Here is a 21,173-nt window from a genome sequence, read left to right on the forward strand (position 1 = left end):
TCAGGTTTGACGGGCGGCCGCCTGCGAAGCGGCCGCGGCCGGCGCCGCCCGCGACGGCGATGCCTTCTCGACGGGCTTGACGGCCGTATCGGGCGCGAACTGCGCGGCGTTGTCGACGATCACGCGCTCGCCGCCCGCGAGGCCGCGCGTGATGCGCCAGTCATGGCCGCTCATCTGGTCGGCCGCGACCTCGACGTCCTTGACCTTGCCGTTCGCGCCGACGACGCGCACCGACGTGCGGTCGGTCGTGCGCAGCAGCGCGTCGCGCGGCACGAGGATCGCCCGCTGGTCGACCGCCGTGTCGAGCGCGATCCGCACATACGCGCCGGGCAGCAGCTCGCGCTCCGGATTCGGGAATAGCGCGCGCATCGCGACGGTGTCGGTGGTCGGGTCGACCGCGAGATCGCTGAACAGCAGCTTGCCCTTCAGCGGATACGCGGTGCCGTCCGCGCGCAGCAGCGTCACCGCGACGTCGTGCTGCGCGATGCCCGTCGCGCGCCCGCTCTTCACCGCGCGGCGCAGCGCGTCGACATCGGCGGCCGGCTGCGAGAAGTTCACGTAGATCGGATCGAGCTGCTCGACGGTCGTGAGCGGCGTCGCCTGGTCCTGGCCGACGAGCGCGCCTTCGGTCACGAGCGCGCGCCGCGCGCGGCCGGCGATCGGCGCGGTGACGGTCGCATAGTCGAGCTGCAGTTGCGCACGCGCGAGCTCGGCCTTCGCGGACGCGACCTCGGCCTTCGCCTGCGTGTCGCCGGCGACGGCCTCGGTGTGATCGCGCTCGCTCACCGCGCGGTCGCGCACGAGATCGTCATAACGGCGGCGCTTGTCGCTTGCCGCGAGCGCGGCGGCCTGCGCCTTCGCGAGCGCGCCCTGCGCGCCGTCGCGCGCGGCCTTCAGCGGCGCGGGATCGATGCGGAACAGCACCGCGCCCTGCTTGACTTCCTGGCCTTCCTCGTAGGTGCGCGCAGTGACGATGCCCGCGACCCGCGCGCGCACTTCCGCCTGCCGGTACGCGTCGAGCCGGCCCGGCAATTCGACGGTCATCGGCACGGCCGTCGGGCGCACCGTCACGACGGTCGCCTGTTTCGCGGCCTCCGGCGCGGCGTCCTTGTCGCCCTTTCCACATCCGGCCACGGCCAGCACGGCCGCCAGCGCGAACGGCGCCAGCCGGCGGCGCAACAGGGAGCGATTGTTATTCATGGTGACCTCGGATCGTTCGCCGCCGATAAAATGCGGCAGCTCAGGGTGGCCGATTATAATCAGTCACGACTGATTAATTACGAGCGGTTTCAATCTGACCGCCATACTGTCTCAATAAAACGACAGCGAATTGTAAGGAAATTCACGCCATGGCCCGCAAGACCCGGGAAGAATCGCTCGCCATCAAGCACCGGATCCTCGACGCCGCCGAGCTCGTGCTGCTCGAGAGAGGCGTCGCGCAAACCGCGATGGCGGACCTCGCCGAGGCCGCCGGGATGTCGCGGGGCGCCGTCTACGGCCACTACCGCAACAAGATGGAAGTGTGTCTCGCGATGTGCGACCGCGCGTTCGCGCACACGTCGGAAGGCTTCGACGCGGGCGACGGGCTGCCGCCGTTCGCCACGCTGCGGCGCGCCGCGTCGCACTACCTGCAGGAGTGCGGCGAGCCGGGCCCGATGCAGCGCGTGCTCGTGATCCTCTATACGAAGTGCGAGCAGAGCGAGGAAAACGGCGCGCTGCAGCGGCGCCGCATGCTGCTCGAACTGCAGATGCTGCGGATCACGAAGGCGCTGCTGCGCCGCGCGATCGCGGCCGGCGAAATCGCCGCCGATCTCGACGTGCATCTGGCCGCCGTCTATCTCGTGTCGCTGCTCGAAGGCGTGTTCGCGTCGATGATCTGGACCAACCGGCTGCGCGGCAACCTGTGGAACGACGCCGAAGCGATGCTCGACGCCGGCTTCGACGCCGTCCGCACCTCCGTCGCGCTGCGCGTCCGCGCGCAAAAATTGCCAGACGAGCGCCAATCGTCGTAATAAATGCTGATTTAACCCGATTTACCGCACTGCGAAACGAATGAGCTGACCCCCTTTAAAATTTTTAACGTTTCGCGGAACATCGGTAGACTGACGCTGTCATCTTTCTTTAGCGTCTTCGTGATAACCGGGTTCGACCCGGCATGCACGCCGCCGTTCGAAGCGGGCCCGTCCCGCGCGTTGGGTCGAACGGAAACGACACAGGCCCCTGGCGGGGCCTGTTTTGTTGCACGCCCGCCGCCCGCCCCGTCACCGTTCGACGGTTGTGCCGCCGACGGCCCCTGCCCACACCCCTTTGAACCGCTTTCCTGGATGTGGACACCCTTGGTCAAGCCTGCCGCAATTCCTGATGCTGTCGCGCCCGGCCGCGCGCAGCGCGTCGTGCGCGCGCTCGTGCCGGCCGCCGTGCTCGGCGCCCTCGCCGCATTCGGCCTCGCCGCCGCGCTGCCGGCCGTGTCGCAACTGCCGGGCGCCGTCGACTCGGGCACAGCCGCGCTGCCGCAGCGCGTGCTGTCCGACACGCCGTTTCCTACCGCGCAGCATTTCGTGTCGAGCGAGCTCGCCCGCACGATCGGCGAGCGCGATGAACACACCGACCGCAATGATCGCAGCCTGCAGCCGGGCCTGTTCGCGCCGCTCAGCGCACACCGCAACGACATGCTCGGCTATACGAGCCTGTTTCAGTTCGCGACGCCCGAAAACCAGCACGGGATGCGTGCGGGCAACATCGAGCTCACGCTGTCCGATACGCTGAACCGCCTCGACGTGCCGCCCGAGGTGCGCATCCAGCTCGGCGATCTCGTCAGCGGCAAGGTCGCGATGCGCGCGAGCGCGCAACGCGGCGACTATTACCGCGTCGCGTACGAGTCGAACGATGGCACGCCGCGCCTCACCGCGCTCGAGTTGCGCGTCGCCGGCCGCACGTTCGGCGCGATCTGGTTCCGCGCACCGGGCGCCGAGCACGGCGCGTACTACGCGCTCGACGGCTCGCCGCTCGAAGCCGCCGCATTCACGATGCCGGTCAAGTGGACGCGCATCAGCTCGTTCTTCGGCGAGCGCATCCATCCGCTGTCGCAAGCGATGGCGTTCCACACGGGCGTCGATCTCGCCGCGCCGACCGGCACGCCCGTCGACGCGGCGGCCGACGGCGTCGTGTCGTTCGTCGGCACCGATCCGGGCGGCTACGGCCACTACGTGATCGTCGATCACGCGGACGGCTACTCGACCTACTACGCGCACCTGTCCGCGTTCGCGCGCGGGCTCAAGACGGGCGAAACCGTGAAGCAGGGCCAACGGCTCGGCTCGGTCGGGATGACGGGCGCCGCAACGGGCCCGCACCTGCATTTCGAGGTGCGCGTGGCGAACGATCCGGTCGACCCGCTCGTCACGCTCGCGAGCGCGCAGACGGCGCTGTCCGACATGCAGCTCACTGCATTCCGCCAGGAAGCGGCGCAATGGCGCTTCCGCCTCGCGTCGATCAGCACGGCGCCGTTCGCGTTCGCGCAGAGCGACGGGCCGCTGTGGGGCGATTTCGCCATCGACAAATCGACGCTGCGCGCGGTCTTCAATGCGCACTACGCGGCATCGTGACGCACGTGCCGCCTGCTGCCGATCGAGCAGCGGCGGCACCACTGAAAGGCTGTCCGTCGTCCTTGCCCGCACTGCACGCCGGGCCCGACCGGCCCGCTGCGGATCTTCACTGACGCGCTGTCACCGACAGTTCGCCGCGGCCGCGAGCGCGGCGCGCCGTCATCGCGCGGGTTCCGTGCATTCGGCCGCCGCCTGCGCGGCGCGTTCCGCGCGCGGCCGGCGCGACAGCAGCCAGCGCGCTGCGCCATCCAGCGACGTGCACAGCACCAGATAGATCACCGCGACGAACAGGAAGATCGGCGCCGGATACACCATCAGCCGGTTGTTCACCTGCGTCGCGACGAACGACAGCTCCGGCACGCCGACGATATACGCGAGCGACGTGTCCTTCACGAGCGCGACCCACTGGTTCACGAACGACGGCGTCATGATCCGGATCGCCTGCGGCAGCAGCACATGGCGGATCGTCTGCCAGCGCGTGAGCCCGAGCGACAGCCCGGCCTGCCATTGCCCGTCGCCCGCCGCGACGATGCCCGCATGCACCGCATGCGCGAGATACGCGCCGCCGACGAGCGCCAGTGCGCACACGACCGTCGCGAGCCCCGGCACGTCCATGTGCAGCAGCACGGGCATCAGGAAATACGTCCAGAAAATCAGCATCAGCACCGGAATCGCACGGAAGAAGCCGATGAACGCGAGCAGCAGCACGCGCACCGGGCCGCGCGTGAGCGCCATCGCGACGCCGAGCGCCACGCCGAGCACTGCCGACGCAATCGCGGACGCGATCGCCAGCACCAGCGACAGCGCGGCACCGCCCAACGGGCCCTCCGGGAACGCGCCGACGAGCAGGTACGGCAGATTGGAAAGAAGCAGCGAAAGGTCCATCGTCAGCGCCCCGCTCCCAGCCTGTCACGCCATTGCGTGGCCGCGTAGGCGCCGGCCTCGATCGCGGCCACCGCCGCGACGTACAGCACGGTCGCGACGCCGAACGCGGCAAAGGTCTTGAACGTCTCGGTCTCGACCTGCCGCGATGCATACGACAGCTCGGCCACGCCGATCGCCATCGCGAGCGACGAGTTCTTCACGAGATTCATGTATTGGCCGAACAGCGGCGGCAGCGCGATGCGCACGGCCTGCGGCAGCACCACGTAGCGCAGCGACTGCATCGGCGTGAGGCCGAGCGCGGCTGCCGCGTCGTGTTGCGCACGGCGCACGCCGCGCAGCCCGGCTTCGCATTCCTCGGCGACGAACGCGGCCGTGTACGCGCTCAGCCCGACCCAGCCCGCGACGAATTCGAACGACGGCCACGCGAGCGTGAACGGGCCCGCGCTCACTTCATGGCGCGCGTTCAGCCATGCGATCCACGTGTCGGGCAGCAACGACGCGACACCGAAATACCAGAACAGCAACTGCACGAGCAGCGGCGTGTTGCGGAACGCGACGACGTAGGCGGCGGCGGCCGCGCGCGGCGCCAAGCCGCGCGCATGACGCATGACCGCGAGCAGCAGCCCGCCGGCGGTCGCGACGACGGCCGACGCGGCCGCGAGGCCGAGTGTCAGCAGGAAGCCCTGCCAGAGCCAGGACAGATATTTGGGAGCCAACCCGAGCATGCTGGGGTGCGGGCGCTAAGCGCGCGATCGAAAGAAAATGGAAAGCGCCGCGATGCCGATGTTCCGACCGATCGCGGCGCGCGTGCGGCACGGCTCAGGTCTTGTCGCCGATGCGGAAGATCCGCGTAAGCGGCGTCTTCGTCGTCGGCCCGAACCAGGCATCGTAGATCTGCACGGCGCGGCCGCTCGCCTCGAGCCCCTTCAGCGTGTCGTTGACGAAGCCGAGCAGGCGCGTCTCGCCCTTCGGCACGCCGACGCCCATGTAGTCGTTCGAGATCGTGAACGCCGGAATCTCGTAGTTCTGCTTGTCGGGCACGTTCGCGAGCAGGCCGATCAGCTTCGGGCCGTCCTGCGTGATCGCCTGCACGTTGCCGGCGCGCAGCGCGGCGAACGCGAACGGCGTATCGTCATACGCGACGATCGTCGCCTTCGGGAATTTCTCGCGCAGCGTGATCTCGTTCGTCGTCCCCTTGTCCGCGCCGACGCGCAGGCCGTTCAACTGGTCGGCCGATTTCAGCACGCCCTTCTTCGCGAGAAATTGCTGGCCCGACGAGAAATACGGAATGCTGAAGTCGACCTGCTTCGCGCGTTCGTCGGTGATCGTGAAGTTCGCGAGCACCAGATCGACCTTGCCGGACGTCAGGAACGGAATGCGGTTCGCGGGGTTCGTCGGCTGCAGTTGCAGCTTCACGCCGAGCTTGTCGGCGAGTGCCTTCGCATAGTCGGCGTCGAGGCCGACGATGTGATTGCTCTTGCCGTCGACATAGCCGAACGGCGGGTTGCTGTCGAACGTCGCGACGCGCAGCACGCCGGCCTTCCTGATGTCGTCGAGACGGTCCGCATGCGCGACGGTGCCTGCGGTGACGAGCGCGGCCCCGATGAGCCATATAGCGAGCGTGTGGATTTTCATGAGCACGGCCTGGTTTGTTATGAAGGCCGCCGCGGATCACGCGGCGGCCCGGTTCGAGGAATCTCGCGACGGAGTGTGTCGTCGCGAAGCCGCTAACGTATCAGCGCGTGCGGCGAATCCGAACCAACAAATGGTGCTTTGCTCTGCGGGTTTCGTGATGAGGTCGGCGCGCCCTCACCTCACGCATGCGGCGGTCATGGAAACGTGAACGTGAACTCCGCCGCGCCGCCGGCATAGCCCGCCTTGAGTTCGCCGTCGGCGCCGGTGCGGATGTACTGCGCGCGCAACGGCATGACGGCCGTATCGCCGACGCGCTTCATCGGATAAGGCGGTGCCGCGTTTGGCTCGTCGTATGCGATCCGCTCGCCGGTCAGCGTATTCGTCATCACGATGTTGAACCCGCGCGCGACCGCCTGGCCGCCCGGCGCGCTCAACTGCAGCAGCGTCTTGTCCGGGTTCGGTTGCGCCGCCTTGTCGCGAAAGCTGATGGTCGGCTTCGCCGCGGCCGCGCACTGGTTGAGCGTGATGCTGAAATCGACCGGCTGCGACGTGGCGTTCACGCTGGCGAAGCGGTTGAGCGCGATATTGCCGAGCGAGACCGGCACGATCATGCCCGACTGCACCTCGCAGGTGTTCGGCACGGGAATCGGGCCGCCGCCGCCGATCGTCAGGTTGCCGGCACCGGTATATCGGATCGCCTTGTTGCACAGATCGGGCGGGTTCGTGGCGCCGGGCACCGATACGGCGCCGCCCACCGATGCAACGCCGGCCGGAAAATCGATCGCGTACAGCGCGACGGTCGGATTGCCGGGCAGATTATTGACGACGAGCTCCCCCGGCGGCAACTGCGAGGGCGGCTTCTCGAGAATCAGATACTGCCGGAAGTTCGAAACGATGGTATTGGTCGTCGCGCCCCCAGGATTCAACACGGCGCTCTTGGCCAGGGCGATCGGGTTCACGGCTTGCGGCACCGTGTGCTCGACGCCTTCGCTGGTGGCGCCGGCCCACTTGAATCCGATGCCGTCGACGTTCGTTGGCACCGTTTCGAGGCTACCGGACTGCCAGTGTCCAGCGGTCACCAGTTCGTGCGCCGTCTCAGACGAACCTCCGTACTTGTACGAGACGTACAGCGACACGCCGCGCCTATACAGCGTTGCACCCACCGGCGTCGCGTTCGTCAACGGCGTCACCACGGTCCAGGGCGAGGCCTGGATGTTGCTGAACGTGCAGTCGAGCGCCGATGCATTCTGATTCGCCGCATTCGCGCCACATGCGAACACCGCGCACCAGATTGCCGGCATCCAACGCACGGCCGAACGGCTTCGCCGTTGAGCCTGCTGCAAAAAACTTGTCATGCCACCTCCAGTCGGATCGGCGGCGGGCGCCCCGCAACCTGTCGCACGGACGCCCACCGCGCTCGCCGCGTTACTCGATCACACCGAGGTTGAGCCCTGCGAGCTGCTGCAGCGCTGCTTGGCCTGCCGTGCCGCTCTGCCGGAACACGCCGCGATTGACGCCGACGAGGCCGCCGAAGGTCTGCCGCCAGCTCGAGCTGCTGTTTCCGTTGACCTTGCCGCTCGCGACCGAGCGCAGCACCTCGCCGACGTTCTGGCCGATGAGGCCGCCGAGCGTCGCCGCGCATCCGCCGCCGACCGTGCCCGACGCCGACGTGTCGGCCACGTAGCCGAAGTTGTCGCCCACGAGGCCGCCGACCGAGCTCGACGCGCCGCCCTGCACGTTGCCCGATGCCGCGGCGATCTCGATCTTGCCGGACATCGTGTTGACGCCGACCAGCCCGCCGACCGAAGCCGACGAGCCGGCGGATACATCGCCGCTCGCATCGACGTCGGCCAGCTCGCTCGCGTTATTGCCTGCGAAGCCGCCCGTCTGGCTGTAGCTGCCGCCCGTCGTCTTGCCGCGTGCAACCGAGTGCGAGATCTTGCCGCCGAGATGGCTGCCGACGAAGCCGCCATTCGCGCCCGCCCCGCCCGATACCGTGCCGTGCGCCTCCGCCATGTCGATCCACGCATCGCGGCCCTCGTTAATACCGACGAAGCCGCCCGTCGAGCCCGACGACGAGCCCGAAACGGCACCGGTCGCCTTGCCGTCCCGCACGATGCCCAGGTTTCGCCCGACGAAGCCGCCGATCGCTTGCGCGTACCTGCCGTCAACGATGCCGGTCGCGATCGAATGAACGATCATGCCGCTGTTCAGCCCGACGAGCCCGCCTGCCGAGCCGCCCGTGCCGCCCGTCGTGCGGCCGGACGCCGTCGCACCGTCGATCGTGCCGAACAGGTTGGCGCCCACGAGGCCGCCCACGTTTACGCCGGAGAGGTAGTACCCGTTCGTCGCGCCGAGTGCCGACACGTTGATGAGCTTCCCGCCTCGATTCACGCCGATCAGACCGCCGATCGACGCGACGTTCGACGCGCCGCCGGATACCGTTGCGTTGGTCGAGCTATTGGTCACCCGGCCGTCGCCCAAATTCGCATCGTTCTCGCCGATCAGGCCGCCCACCGCATACGACATGGAATTACCGGTCACCGTCCCGGCAAACGACGCATTGTCGACGTTGCCGCGGTTGATGCCGATCACGCCGCCCAGCGCGTTGCTGCGGCTCGCGCCGGCGCTCACCTGCATGCCCGTCACGTTGATGTTCGAGACCGAGCCACGGTTTTCGCCCACCAGCGCGCCGATCGCCACCGGTCCGACGCCAGCACCGGCGCTGACCCTCAGCGATTTCAGGTTGAGGTTCGCGATGCTGCCGCTGTTGAAGCCGAACAAGCCGGCGTACGGGCCGCCGCTCGTGATGGTCAGGTTGCTGATCGTGTTGCCGAGACCGTCGAACTTGCCGCTGAACGCCGCGCTGCCGCCGATGGTCCTGAACGCGGTGCCGTAATACGAGCCCGCAATGCTGCTGCCGAGCACGTAGAGGCCGCCCAGGTTCGCGTCGATCCCCTGCAACTGGTTCAGGTTCTGAATCACGATATACCGGTAGCCGTTCGACTCGAAGCCCGCTCCGGAACCGGAAAGCGTGACGGCCGCGCCGTTGCCGAGCGAATAGGCGCCGCCGTAATTCAGCGTGAGCAGCCCGCTCACGCCGGTCAGCACGATCGGCGCCGCGATTCGCAGGTTCTTCGCCGCATCGAGCGTCACCGCCGCGTTCGCGCCGGACGCGCGCAGGTCGCCCTTGACCTCGACGTCGCCGTTCAGGCTCGCGAGCGTCAACCGGCTGCCGCTCGCCCACGTCACGGGGCCGCCGACCGACAGGTTGCCGCCCTCGGCGACCAGTTCGACGTGGGTCGTCCCGAGATTGCGCGACAGCGTGTCGGCGGCGATCGTGCCCGGCTGATTCGCCCCCGGCTTGACGGTCACGTCGGACGACGCGATGCGCCACGTACCCGTCCGGCCGTTGCTGGCGCGGGTATCGACCATCGCCCCGAGCGCGACCTTCACGTCGGCGCCGCGTGTGACGATCGTGCCGCCGTCGCCGGGCGTCGCGGCGCTGGCGTTCAGCATGCCCGCAACGTTGACGACACCCTTGTCCTGCCCGTCCAGCGAGATCCGCCCCGCGACATTATTGAGCGTCCTGGCCTCGATGCTGCCTTGATTGTTCACGACCGTTTCCAGCAGCGCATTGGCGGACCTCGCGCTCATCAGCACCTGGCCGCCATCGGCCTTCAGCAGCCGCTCGTTGCCGACGAAAGCATCGAGGATGCTCTTGTCGATCTGCACGCTGAGCAGCCTGCTGCCGTCGAAACTGAGCGTGACGTCGCTGCCGGCGCCCAGTGCGACCGTGCCCATTTGCGCCTGGACCACGCCGCGGTTCATCACTTGCGCGCCGAGCAGCGCGATCGCGCCGCGTTCGCTCGCGACGAGCTTGCCTTCGTTCATCACGACCCTCGGCGAATCGCCGGCGAACCGGTAGCGGCCGGCCGCGAAGTCCTCGTTGCTGATGTCGAGGGTCGACGCCACGAGCCCGCCGACGTTGATCTGCGCACTGGCGCCGAACAGGATCCCGTTCGGGTTGACGAGAAACACGCGGCCGTTCGCGTCGATGTTGCCGTAGATCGCGCTGGCGTCCTGGCCCTTGACCCGGTTGAGCGCGATCGAAGCCGTCGACGGTTGGTTGAACGTGACGCGTTGCCCCTTGTCGACGCTGAACGCCGTCCAGTCCGTCACCAGCTTGTCGGTGTGCTGGTTGATCGACATCTGCTGCCCGTTGTCGTAACGCAGGATGTCCGCCTGCCCCGCCACGATCTTCTCGCCGGTCGGCAATGCGTACGCGGACGTGAACGCGGCGCCCCCCAGCCAGACAAGCGCGATCGCGACACCTGCCCGTGCCGACGACTTGCCACGGCGACGCACCCCTTCGCCGGCCACCTGCCAGATGCGTTGCCCGCTGTTCCACACCAAAGCGTAAGTTTTATTCACTGTCGATTTTCCTTGTATTGGTTGGTCTTGAATCCCTGCCGATTCCCCCGGCAGGATGGGTGCTGCACGATTTGGCGCCGGGCTGGCGGAGGCAGTCGCCCGGCGCCACGCGGGACCGTCATGGCGGCTGGAGCGAAGTACGGTGCTCGCGCGAGGTGCCGTCGTCGCCGACCGCATCGAAGACGATCTCGCGTGACGCCGCGCCGTCGGGCGCATTCAGCGCCATGTCGACGCGGGCGAACGGCGCCACATCCAATGCACCGCCGGTTATCGGAACGGCGTTGCCGCTCAGCAGAAGCCGCGTCAGCGTCACGTAGTACGGCGTCGGGTTGGCAATGACCAGCGACTTGCGCTGCGGCGCATCCGTCAGCGTCCAGCGCAACTGTTTCGGTGCGTCGGTCTGGCCGCCGTTCAAGCCGGCCGGCCGATACAGCAGCTTCATCCGCAGGCGGTATGCGATGCGCAGCGCATTGCCCGCCGTCTCCTTGATCGACGGCACCTCGAGCAGGTTGATCCAGAAGCGCGACTCGCGATCCGTCGCCAGTTCATCGCCGATGGATCGCACGCTGATCGCCAGAGGCTGTTGCGGATCGACCCGCGCGATCGGCGGTGCGACGACGAACGGCACCCGCAACAGGCTCGGGTCGGCGCTCGCGTCGCCGTCGTCCAGCCACGTCTGCACGAGAATCGGCGCGTCGCCCAGGTTGCGCGCGGTGATCGTCAGCGTGCGCGCGTCTCCCGGATAGACGAAGCGCGTCCCGACGACGGCCAACGCCGCGTCGGCGCTGGCGGGCACGATGCACGCGGCCAGCATCGCGATCAGCACATGCGCGATGCGGCTTTCGCCGCGTTTCCCACGCGTTTCGCGCCGCCGGCCGCATGCCGACCGCCATGCGTGCATGTCAATGTCGAACACTTTCCCGAGGCTCCTTGACAACGCGCGTAGGCGTAGGCGTCAGCATCGACAGTGCCGCGGAACGGCACACGCGTGTCAGCATCACGTAGCCGCGCGACGATCGTTGCTCTGCCGGCACCGCGTAATCGACCACGCATTGCTGGTCCGGCTGCGGCCCCCATTCGACACGGATCTGCCCTTCGGCTTCCGCGCTGCGGACGAACAGACGGCTGCCCTGCCCAACCCCGCCAAGCTGCGCGCCCGTTTGCGCATCGACCGCGCGAGCGGCGAACGGCAGCGGCCGGCCGTCCTCGGTCTGTGCGTCGATCAGCAGCGGGCGCGCCTTCAGCGTGTCGTACGACAGCATGACGACCGCGCCGGCGCGCGGTGCGACGCTGCGCGAAACCGTCTTCAGTTCCACGTCGTCCGGAATGTCTTTCGGATCGAGGTCGATTTTGTTGAGCTGGTAAGGAACGAGGCTCGGCACCACGGCATAGCCGCGCCGGTTCAACCGCGCGCTGGAATTCGCCACCGCCGCACCCAGCGCGTCCGGGGCCTGCACGACGCCCACTGTCTCGCCGAGCGTCGGTCCGGCAGTCAGCCCGCCCGGGTGCAGCACCAGGCCGCCGATTGCACTGGCGGAGAACTGCTGATAGCCACGCCCGGCCCCCACGTTCGCGGCCAGCGCCGCGACCGGCAGCCGATAGCCGATGCCGGCGTTGCCCGATGTCGCGCGATTGTTGCTGTCGTAGCCCGACGACACCGAATAAGAGCCGTCGTTGCGCTCGCCGAAGCGGCCCGAGAGGCCGGCCGTCGTGCTGGTTCCCGCATCGCTGTCGTGCGTGGAGAGCAGGTTGAGCGTCGGCGCGCGACGCGAGTTGCGATCCAGCGGAATCGACAGGTTCAGGCTCGCGATCGTACTGCTCGCCCCACGCCCGAACGAGAATGCGTCGGCGGAACCGCTGCGGACCCGCTGCACCGACGCTGTCATCGTCACGTTGCGCCATTGCGTGCTGTAGCCGAGCGTGAAGCTCAACGTACGGCCTTGCTGAGCCCAGTAACTGAGCGCGGACCCGTTCAGATAGAGGTTGCCCGCGCGGCCGATCTGCTGGCTCACGTTGACGTCGACCCGATTGCGCAAGCGGGAGAACAGGTCGGGGGCAGTCCCGTCGCCGCTTCTGCCGTTCAGCAGCAGTGCGTCGCGCAGGCCGAGATACCCCTTGGTCGAATAGCGATAGGCGAGCAGCGAAAAGTTCGTGCCGCTGTTCGGCAGGTTCTTGCTGTAGGACAGGCGGAAGCTCGAGCCATTCTGATGTTCGCGACCGGAGGGCTCGGTGCGCGCAACCGTGATATCCGCCGCCAGGCCGCCGATCGCCGTATTGAGCGCGACACCCATCAGCACCGATTGATACCGGTCCGCGAACGCCGCGCCGCCGTAGGCCGTCACCCTGTTGCTGAGCCCGCGCTGCAGCGAGAACTGGGCGACGTACTGGTTGCCGACGGACGCGCCGAAATCGACCGCCCGGCCGATCATCGCGCTGTAGCGCGTGTTGCCCGGCCTCAGCAGTTGAACCGTCGTCGCGAACGGCACCACGAAACTGCGCGTGTCGCCGTTCGCCTCGGTCACCGTCACGGTCAGGTCGCCGCCGTAGCTCATCGCCTGCAGATCGTCGATCTCGAACGGTCCGGGCGCGACGGTCGTTTCATGAATCAGGTAGCCGCGCTGGAAGATCGCGACCTTCGCGTTCGACTGCGCGACACCTCGCACCACCGGCGCGTAATAGCGCTGCGTATCCGGCAGCATCCGGTCGTCGCTGGCGATCTGCACGCCGCGAAACGATACGGAATCGAAAAACTGGCCGCTCGTCGAACTCTCGCCGACCAGCAACTGCGCCTTCCACGCGGGCAGGTCCGTCTGCACATAGGCGTTCCCGCGTTGATAGCTGACGCCGCCGCGCTGCGACCAGGTCAGGTTGCCGGTGTGGCGAAAGCGGAACGCGCCGGCATTGGCCCCGAAGCTGAGCCCCGTATAGAGCTGCGAGAAATCGTTACCGCCGGACCGGGTCGAAAAGAGATTCGTGCTGTAGTTGAGTAGCGCTGCCGGCACGCCGTTCGTCCATTTCGACGGATCGACGTACGTATTCTGGCTCGACAGCCGCATATAGAACTGCGGTACGGTCAGATACAGCTTCTGCTCGGCCTGATCGAACGAGAATTCGGCGCCGGGCACGTATCGCGACGGGGCGTCGCAAATCAGCCCGTCGGGCATCGGGTTCGGCGCCGCGTCCGGGTCCTGGCCGCGCTCGCTCCTGTCGAGATCGACGCCGGCCCGTTGCAGCAGTGCCCGGTCGTAGCACGGCCGTGCACCCGCGCCGTCCTCACCCGCCAGACGGAACGTGACCTCCTCGACTCCGCGCCACTGCCCGTTGACGACGAAATCGACACGATGCACGCCCGGCGCGACGGTATTCGAGCGCTCGAACGGCCGCGTGTCGATCGGCGCGCTGTCCGCACCGCGCATCAGCATCGAGTCGTCGAATTGAACGGCCCCGGAATCCGCACGGCCCACCGGGCCGGCCAAAGCGTCTGCGCGCGCGCCTGCCGGCGCGATCCCGCTTTCCGCAAACGCGCTGGCGCTCGCTGCTGCCATCGCGACCGGCGCGAAGACCGATGCGACTGCGCGAAGACACGGGGTCTGTCTGGCTCGAAACATCGGACCGGGAATGCTCAAAGGATGGGTTCCTGAAAAACGCCGCATGCTGGATCACATTTGTTGGTATACCGAAACAAATTGCCTGCAATGCAGGCGTGTGCATCGGCATACCCGTTCGAGCCTCTTCGTGCGTTGCTTGATGGACGGGTCAGTCAGCCATTTTTTTCGTTATCGTGCTGCGTCCGCCGTAATCGTCGATGGTCATGTAACGGACCGTGGCCGGCCGGTGCGGCAATGCGGCGACGCCTCGCAGCGGAAACCGTTCGGTTGCGAATGGCGCGACCATCCCGCCGCCGGCCGACACGAACGTCCCGCCCACGTCGCTCTCGACACGACCGAACGATACGAAATACGGAGTGGGATTGTTCACTTCGAGTGCGACGCTCGTTTCGCCGGAGGCCCGGCTTCCATCCGACGACGTACTCTTGACCGCCTTCCAGGTCAAACGGTCCGGCGCACCGTCGGCGCCATCGGCCAGCGCCGCCGGCCGGTAAAACAGCTTGATGCGCGTCCGGAACGAGAAGCGAAGCTGATTTTCGTCGGCATCTTGCTGGACGGACGGCGCCTCGAGCACGTTGAGCCAGAACACGGATTCGCGATCGCCGGGCAGCGGTTGATCCTGCATATACGTGACGCGCAGCACCGCGCTCCTGCCCGGCTCGACGCGCAGCACGGCAGGCGCCACGACGAACGGCGTACGCAACTGTTCCGGCGGAACATCGACCCGGCCGTCGTCGATCCAGCTCTGGGCCAGGACCGGACGGCTCGAAACGTTCTCCATCCGGATCGTCACGTCGCGCGACTGTTCAGGAAAGATCACTCGCGTGCCGTTGAGCACGAGCGCCGCCTGCGCCGGCGCGGCGCAGGCAGCCCATGCCACGACGCAGGCGGTCGCGATCCATGCAGGTATGCGGGGTGACGGCATCATGACATGAGACGGTTCGAGCACGTTCAGTGGTACGCGAGCACGTATCGGATCGACGACAAACCGGAACCGGAACCGATCTGGGCCTTGGTCGACACGTAAGACGCCGTGTAGCTCAGCGTCGCCTTGTTCTTGTCGACGGTCGCGACCTGCGCGTCGGCGAGGTTCTCCGGCTTGCCGAGCGGGATCTTCCCGGTCTTGCCGTTGCCCGCGTTTTTGATCTCGATTTCGATGCCGTCTGCCGGCTTCGTGCCGACGAGCTTCAGGTTGCCGGTCACCGGATTGACGTTGACGGAGCTCGGATCGAAATCGACCACGACCTTGCTGCCATCGGTGCAGCCAGCGTTGCCGCCGATGTTCAACGCAAACGGAACCGGCGTCGACGTCTTGCCGATCGTGTCGAACGTGGACGGACTGATCGCCTCGCCGAGCGGCACTTCAAGCAGGTTGTTGACACCCGGCGCCTCGCCGTTGATGTTGCACGTGACATCCGTGATGCTGCCGTTGAACGAGATCGTGCCGTCGTACGCATAAGCCGCAGCAGGTGCCAGCGCGACGCACGCGATACCGATTGCAGTACTGAACAATGCTTTTTTCATTTCTGTATTCCTTTGAAAAAAAGATGTGTTGCCTCGCCACTACCCTTCGATGCACGTAACGCCTGTTCTTTGCTCAGGGCTTTCGTAACATCGGCAGACCGCCTTTTTTCGGCAATATGGCTCGTTCTCGACCGGCACCGAAAAAAGACAGCCCGGCAATTCTATTAACAAGCCGACCAATTTCATATCGTACGAGTATGAAATTATTTTGCAAATTTCAAATGCCAGGAAAATTACACATTCCGCCAATTATCTTGAAAATATAATGGCAGTTATCGATGGACTTGTTCGTCTCGACTATCTCTTGTCGATCGAGCGGGCCCTTTTCCGTTGGAGATAGCCCTGCGCGAACGTGCGTCGGACTGGCGGGCCGTATGACATCACTCTCGGCAGAGACTTCGGGTGGTTGATACTTTGCTGCTATCGCGTCCTGTGGGGCGCCCGACTATCAATGGACTTCGTTCTTGAATAGGACAAGTCCGCATCACATAGCGACAAAATTGCATTTCTCAACAAAAATCAACCGGCGAGGCCCATCACGCGATACGCCGATTCTCTAAATAAGAAATTTATTATGGTTTTTATCTGCGCGTCGCGCCCCATCCACTTTCGACAAATCGCAAAGCCTGCAATGTGTCAAAAAAAGTGAATCCGAACATCGACCGCGTTGCATGGCCCGGATTTTGAGCGCGATCTTTATCGACTCGCCGAGCGACTTCATCGCGCGATACCCGCGCCGGAGCGCGCAAAAAAAAACGCCCGTTGCAAGCAACGGGCGTGAATCCCAGTCAAGGAGGTGTCACACGAACTACGGGCTCAGGGTAAGCCGTTCGCCTTCCGCCGGCAACGAAGCGATTTCGATATCCTTATTGCTCGCGGTCCGATGAGCTTCCGATCACGGCTCGTGACGCAGATACCCTTCCTTGCTCGGATCGCGCATCCGCCACGACACGATCAGCGAGATCGCGCACAGCACGGTCACGTACCAGTAGAAGGTTTCCTCGCTGCCGATCGACTTGAACCACAGCGCGACGTACTCGGCCGAGCCGCCGAAAATCGCGTTCGCGACCGCGTACGACAGCCCGACGCCCATCGCGCGCACTTCCGGCGGGAACATCTCGGCCTTGATGAGGCCGCTGATCGACGTGTAGAAACTGACGATCGCCAGCGCGACCGTGATCAGCACGAACGCGGCCACGGGGCTCGTCACGTCCTTCAGCGCATGCATCAGCGGCACCGTGCCGATCACCGCGAACGAACCGAACAGGATCATCGACGTGCGGCGGCCGATCCTGTCGGACAGCGCGCCGAACACCGGCTGCATCAGCATGTAGACGAGCAGTGCGACGGTCATCACGTTGCTGGCCGTCTTCGCGTGCATGCCGGCCGTGTTCACGAGGTACTTCTGCATGTACGTCGTGAACGTGTAGAAGATCAGCGAGCCGCCGGCCGTGAAGCCGACCACCGTGAAGAACGCGCCCTTGTGCTCCCACACGCCGCGGATCGTGCCCGCGTTTTTCTTGTCGCGCGACGACGTCGTCGACGTCTCGTCGAGCGATTTGCGCAGGTACAGCGAAACCAGCGCGGCCGCCGCGCCGACCACGAACGGAATGCGCCAGCCCCACGCCTTCAGTTCGTCGGTCGACAGCGTCTGCTGCAGGATCACGAGCACCAGTAGCGCGCACAGCTGGCCGCCGATCAGCGTCACGTACTGGAACGACGCGAAGAAGCCGCGCCGCCCCTTCAGCGCGACCTCGCTCATGTAGGTCGCGCTCGTGCCGTATTCGCCGCCCACCGACAGCCCCTGGAACAGGCGAGCGACCAGCAGCAGCGCCGGCGCGAACGCGCCGATCTGCGCATAGGTCGGCAGCACCGCGATCACGAGCGAGCCGCCGCACATCATCAGCACCGAGATCATCATCGCGTTGCGGCGGCCGTGGCGATCCGCGATGCGGCCGAACAGCCAGCCGCCGATCGGGCGCATCAGGAAGCCGGCCGCGAACACGCCGGCCGTGTTCAGCAGCTGCGTCGTCGTGTTGCCGCTCGGGAAGAACGCCGGCGCGAAGTACAGCGCGCAGAACGAGTAGATGTAGAAGTCGAACCACTCGACGAGGTTGCCCGATGAGGCGCCGACAATGGCGAACACGCGCCGCCGGGTGTCATGCGCGGACAGCGCAGCTTGGTCGGTCTGGACGTCCATGGGTTGGTCTGTTCCTTTTAGTGCTTTCTGGGCGAGACGGCTCGGGCCGCCGCGTGCGGTCGCACGTGGCACCGGTTCCGGTGCACGGCGCTACGGGATTTTAGCGAAATGTAAAGTAACAGGCTTTCCGGGTTCGTCCGGATGTAGAAAAATTTTCTACCGCCACCCGTTCGTCATATGAAAACGCCAGCCTGCAGGCTGGCGTTCGATGCAAACTATTTGAAAGCGGCGTTCAAACGCGCACCTCCGGCGGCACGTAGCGGCACTCGTAGCGCTTGCGCACGGTGCCGCCCTCGTCGACGCTTTCCAGGTACACGTCGAACTGCCAGAGCCGCACCATGTGCTTGAGCACCTCGTCGCTGTCGCTCGACAGGTGGCGGTTGTCGGTCATGAAGTGACGCAGCGTGAGGCTGCGGTCGCCGCGCGTGTTGACGGCCCACACCTGGATGTTCGGCTCGCGGTGATGGATGTCGTACTGCCTCGACAGCGCCTGCCGCACGTACTGGTAGCCGGAATCGTCGTGGATCGCCGACACCTCGAGCGAATCGCGCATGTCGTCGTCGAGCACCGAGAAGAGCCGCATCTCGCGGATCAGGCTCGGCGACAGGTACTGCGCGATGAAGCTCTCGTCCTTGAAGTTGCGCATCGCGTAGTGCATCGCCGGCAGCCACGGGGTGCCCGCGATCTCCGGAAACCACTTGTAGTCCTCTTCCGTCGGCGCTTCGCAGATCCGCCGGATGTCGCTCATCATCGAGAAACCGAGCGCATACGGGTTGATCCCGCTGTAGTACGGCTTCGTGACGGGCGGCTGGTAGACCACGTTGCTGTGCGAATGCAGGAACTCCATCATGAAGCCGTCTTCCAGCTTCCCCTGGTTGTACAGCGTGTTCAGCAGCGTGTAGTGCCAGAACGTCGCCCAGCCTTCGTTCATCACCTGCGTCTGCCGCTGCGGGTAGAAATACTGGCCGATCTTGCGCACGATGCGGATCACTTCCCGCTCCCACGGCTCGAGCAGCGGCGCATTCTTCTCCGCGAAATACAGCAGGTTCTCCTGCGGCTCGGACGGATAGCGGCCTTCCTGCTCTTCCATCAGCTCGGGCTTCTTGCCCGGCAGCGTGCGCCACAGTTCATTCACCTGCGACTGCAGGTACGCCTCGCGCTCGCGCCGCAGCGCCGCTTCCTTCGACAGCGACGGCTTCTGCGGCCGCTTGTAGCGGTCGACACCGTAGTTCATCAGTGCATGGCACGAATCGAGCAGTTCCTCGACGCGATCGAGGCCGTAGCGCTCCTCGCATTCCGCGACGTAGTTCTTCGCGTACACGAGATAGTCGATGATCGCGTGCGCGTCGGTCCACAGCCGGAACAGGTAATTGCCCTTGAAGAACGAGTTGTGCCCGTACGCCGCGTGCGCGATGACGAGCGCCTGCATCGTCATCGTGTTCTCTTCCATCAGATACGCGATGCAGGGGTTCGAGTTGATGACGATTTCGTACGCGAGGCCCATCTGGCCGCGGCGGTAGCTCTTCTCGGTCGACAGGAAATGCTTGCCGAACGACCAGTGACGGTAGTTGACGGGCATCCCGACCGACGCATACGCGTCCATCATCTGTTCGGCGCTGATCAGTTCGAGCTGGATCGGGTAAATGTCGAGCTCGTATTGTTCGGCGACCTGCGAGATGTGCGTGTCGTATTCCTCGAGCAATTCGAACGTCCAGTCGGACGGGCACGGCAGCGGCTTGCGTTCGGCAACGTTCATACGCGCTTCCTTTTGCCCGGAACCGGGCAAGTCGGCGGCCGACGGCGGCGGTTCGGCCTGCGCGCGTTGCTGCGGTGCGGCAGGGCCGGCCGTTTCGTCGCCGGAGGGGCGCGGCTGGTAGCCGCGCGACTCGTTGTGCAGATGGCGGGTCGTCATGACATTTCCACCTGCTTTTCGAACAATTCGCGAAACACCGGGTAAATATCGGCAGCCGATTCCGCTTTTTTCATCGCGAGATGCGGCTGTGACAGGGCCAGTTGCGCGTATTCCAGCCACAGGTTCTGCTCTTCCGGCGCGACCTGGATATACGCGAAGTAACGCGTCTTCGTGAGGATATCCTCTTCCAGGATTTTGCGACACTTGGGCGAATCGTCGGTCCAGTTGTCGCCGTCGGACGCCTGCGCGCCGTAGATGTTCCACTCGGTCGGCGAGTAGCGCTCGTTCATCACCTTGCGCATCAGTTCGAGCGCGCTCGACACGACCGTGCCGCCGCTCTCGGTCGAATGGAAGAAGGTTTCCTCGTCGACTTCCTCGGCGCGCGTGTGGTGACGGATGAACACGACCTCGATGCGCTCGTAGTTGCGCTTGAGGAACAGGTAAAGCAGGATGAAGAAGCGCTTCGCGAGATCCTTGCGCTGCTCGTCCATCGAGCCCGACACGTCCATCAGGCAGAACATCACGGCCTGGCTGGACGGCTGCGGCTGCTTCACGCGGTTGATGTAGCGCAGGTCGAACGGGTCGATGAACGGGATCCGCCAGATGCGCCCCTTCAGGTGATGGATCTCGGCCTCGAGCGTCGCGATTTCCTCGCGGCGGTCTTCCGGATCGATCTTCATCGCTTCGAGCTGCGCCTCGAGTTCGCGCAGCTCGTTGACGAGCGGCGAGCCGAGCGCGATGCGCCGGCCGAGCGCGCTCCTCAGCGAACGCACGACGTCGATGTTGTTCGGCGTGCCTTCCGCCGACCAGCCCGCGCGCACGTTCTTCCAGCTCGGCACCGTCAGCAGGTGCGTCTTCACGAGGCGCGGCAGTTCGAGATCGTCGAAGAAGTACTGCATGAACTCGTCGCGCGACAGCTCGAACACGAAGTCGTCCTGCCCTTCGCCCTCGTTGCTCGCCTGACTGCCGCCGCCGCCCGAGCCGCCCTGCGGACGCGGGATCTTGTCGCCGCGCACGTAGTCCTCGTTGCCGGGGTGCACGTATTCGCGACGCCCGCCCGGCGCGTGCCGGAAATTCGGCTCCGCGATGTCCTTGCGAGGGATCGTGATGCTCTGCGTGCTCTGGATATCCTTGATGCTACGGTCGCGCACCGCGTCGGACACGGCACGACGAATGTAGTTCTTGACGCGACGCAAGAAGCGTTCGCGATTGGCGATGCTCTTGTTCTTGCCGGCCAGCCTGCGGTCGATGATTTGATGAAGCACTCCCGGTCTCCCGCTCGAAAGTCGATCTGCCGGGACGCTCGCCGCACATGCCGTCTGCCGTCATGCGGGCGGCGTCTCCGAAGGCGCCCGTACGGACTCGCCGCACGG

The 21,173-nt window shown here is 65.8% G+C and carries 15 protein-coding genes; 2 read left to right on the forward strand and 13 right to left on the reverse strand.

Features of this window, described 5'->3' with window-relative positions; genetic code table 11:
- On the reverse strand, nt 1-1,200 hold the full coding sequence (locus BFF94_RS13930; protein ID WP_219139464.1) for a MexX/AxyX family multidrug efflux RND transporter periplasmic adaptor subunit: 1,200 nt from the start codon (nt 1,198-1,200) through the stop codon (nt 1-3).
- 149 nt (nt 1,201-1,349) lie between these two features.
- On the opposite strand from BFF94_RS13930, the gene BFF94_RS13935 reads away from it, so the two are divergent.
- The gene (locus BFF94_RS13935) at nt 1,350-2,012 is read left to right on the forward strand and encodes a TetR family transcriptional regulator (RefSeq protein WP_128846311.1); all 663 of its coding nucleotides are present in this window, start codon (nt 1,350-1,352) and stop codon (nt 2,010-2,012) included.
- Nucleotides 2,013-2,336: 324 nt separating this feature from the next.
- Nucleotides 2,337-3,602 carry a M23 family metallopeptidase gene (locus tag BFF94_RS13940; RefSeq protein WP_219139484.1) on the forward strand — a complete coding sequence of 422 codons (1,266 nt, stop codon included), beginning with the start codon at nt 2,337-2,339 and terminating at the stop codon, nt 3,600-3,602.
- A 159-nt stretch (nt 3,603-3,761) separates the two neighbouring features.
- Here BFF94_RS13940 and BFF94_RS13945 read toward each other — a convergent pair whose 3' ends face one another.
- From BFF94_RS13945 to BFF94_RS14000, 12 genes are all read right to left on the reverse strand, one after another.
- Complete coding sequence (locus BFF94_RS13945) at nt 3,762-4,487, reverse strand: amino acid ABC transporter permease (RefSeq protein ID WP_219139465.1); 726 nt, start codon at nt 4,485-4,487, stop codon at nt 3,762-3,764.
- 2 nt (nt 4,488-4,489) lie between these two features.
- Nucleotides 4,490-5,212, reverse strand: a complete 723-nt coding sequence (locus BFF94_RS13950; RefSeq protein WP_219139466.1) for an amino acid ABC transporter permease — start codon at nt 5,210-5,212, stop codon at nt 4,490-4,492.
- A 94-nt stretch (nt 5,213-5,306) separates the two neighbouring features.
- Nucleotides 5,307-6,122, reverse strand: coding sequence for an ABC transporter substrate-binding protein (locus BFF94_RS13955; protein ID WP_128843711.1), 816 nt, complete (start codon nt 6,120-6,122; stop codon nt 5,307-5,309).
- Nucleotides 6,123-6,316: 194 nt separating this feature from the next.
- Complete coding sequence (locus BFF94_RS13960; RefSeq protein ID WP_246637298.1) at nt 6,317-7,423, reverse strand: fimbrial protein; 1,107 nt, start codon at nt 7,421-7,423, stop codon at nt 6,317-6,319.
- 124 nt (nt 7,424-7,547) lie between these two features.
- Nucleotides 7,548-10,733: a two-partner secretion domain-containing protein gene (locus BFF94_RS13965; protein WP_246637299.1), complete on the reverse strand. Its 3,186-nt coding sequence runs from the start codon at nt 10,731-10,733 to the stop codon at nt 7,548-7,550.
- On the reverse strand, nt 10,675-11,472 hold the full coding sequence (locus BFF94_RS13970) for a fimbrial biogenesis chaperone (protein ID WP_246637300.1): 798 nt from the start codon (nt 11,470-11,472) through the stop codon (nt 10,675-10,677). Before BFF94_RS13970 ends, BFF94_RS13965 begins: the two co-directional genes overlap by 59 nt.
- Nucleotides 11,459-14,101, reverse strand: a complete 2,643-nt coding sequence (locus BFF94_RS13975; protein ID WP_246637301.1) for a fimbria/pilus outer membrane usher protein — start codon at nt 14,099-14,101, stop codon at nt 11,459-11,461. The genes BFF94_RS13970 and BFF94_RS13975 overlap by 14 nt, the downstream gene beginning before the upstream one ends.
- 211 nt (nt 14,102-14,312) lie before the next feature.
- Nucleotides 14,313-15,002, reverse strand: coding sequence for a fimbrial biogenesis chaperone (locus BFF94_RS13980; protein WP_281426129.1), 690 nt, complete (start codon nt 15,000-15,002; stop codon nt 14,313-14,315).
- Nucleotides 15,003-15,115: 113 nt separating this feature from the next.
- A complete protein-coding gene (locus BFF94_RS13985) occupies nt 15,116-15,688 on the reverse strand; it encodes a fimbrial protein (RefSeq protein WP_128843707.1) in 573 nt (190 codons plus the stop codon).
- Nucleotides 15,689-16,583: 895 nt separating this feature from the next.
- Nucleotides 16,584-17,888 (reverse strand): MFS family transporter, encoded by a 1,305-nt coding sequence (locus BFF94_RS13990; RefSeq protein WP_128843706.1) that lies wholly within the window; start codon nt 17,886-17,888, stop codon nt 16,584-16,586.
- 232 nt (nt 17,889-18,120) lie between these two features.
- Nucleotides 18,121-19,800, reverse strand: coding sequence for a SpoVR family protein (locus BFF94_RS13995; protein WP_128843705.1), 1,680 nt, complete (start codon nt 19,798-19,800; stop codon nt 18,121-18,123).
- Complete coding sequence (locus tag BFF94_RS14000) at nt 19,797-21,065, reverse strand: YeaH/YhbH family protein (protein WP_128843704.1); 1,269 nt, start codon at nt 21,063-21,065, stop codon at nt 19,797-19,799. The genes BFF94_RS13995 and BFF94_RS14000 overlap by 4 nt, the downstream gene beginning before the upstream one ends.
- Nucleotides 21,066-21,173 lie beyond the last annotated feature (108 nt).

This window comes from Burkholderia catarinensis (genome assembly GCF_001883705.2).
GTDB classification, from domain to species: Bacteria; Pseudomonadota; Gammaproteobacteria; order Burkholderiales; family Burkholderiaceae; genus Burkholderia; species Burkholderia catarinensis.

Bases quoted from the DNA above. Each gene is read 5' to 3' on its own strand.
- BFF94_RS13930 (WP_219139464.1), bottom strand. From the start codon at position 1,200: ATGAATAACAATCGCTCCCTGTTGCGCCGCCGGCTGGCGCCGTTCGCG.
- BFF94_RS13935 (WP_128846311.1), top strand. From the start codon at position 1,350: ATGGCCCGCAAGACCCGGGAAGAATCGCTCGCCATCAAGCACCGGATC.
- BFF94_RS13945 (WP_219139465.1), bottom strand. From the start codon at position 4,487: ATGGACCTTTCGCTGCTTCTTTCCAATCTGCCGTACCTGCTCGTCGGC.
- BFF94_RS13950 (WP_219139466.1), bottom strand. From the start codon at position 5,212: ATGCTCGGGTTGGCTCCCAAATATCTGTCCTGGCTCTGGCAGGGCTTC.
- BFF94_RS13955 (WP_128843711.1), bottom strand. From the start codon at position 6,122: ATGAAAATCCACACGCTCGCTATATGGCTCATCGGGGCCGCGCTCGTC.
- BFF94_RS13960 (WP_246637298.1), bottom strand. From the start codon at position 7,423: ATGCCGGCAATCTGGTGCGCGGTGTTCGCATGTGGCGCGAATGCGGCG.
- BFF94_RS13965 (WP_246637299.1), bottom strand. From the start codon at position 10,733: ATGCGGTCGGCGACGACGGCACCTCGCGCGAGCACCGTACTTCGCTCC.
- BFF94_RS13975 (WP_246637301.1), bottom strand. From the start codon at position 14,101: ATGGCAGCAGCGAGCGCCAGCGCGTTTGCGGAAAGCGGGATCGCGCCG.
- BFF94_RS13985 (WP_128843707.1), bottom strand. From the start codon at position 15,688: ATGAAAAAAGCATTGTTCAGTACTGCAATCGGTATCGCGTGCGTCGCG.
- BFF94_RS13990 (WP_128843706.1), bottom strand. From the start codon at position 17,888: ATGGACGTCCAGACCGACCAAGCTGCGCTGTCCGCGCATGACACCCGG.
- BFF94_RS13995 (WP_128843705.1), bottom strand. From the start codon at position 19,800: ATGACGACCCGCCATCTGCACAACGAGTCGCGCGGCTACCAGCCGCGC.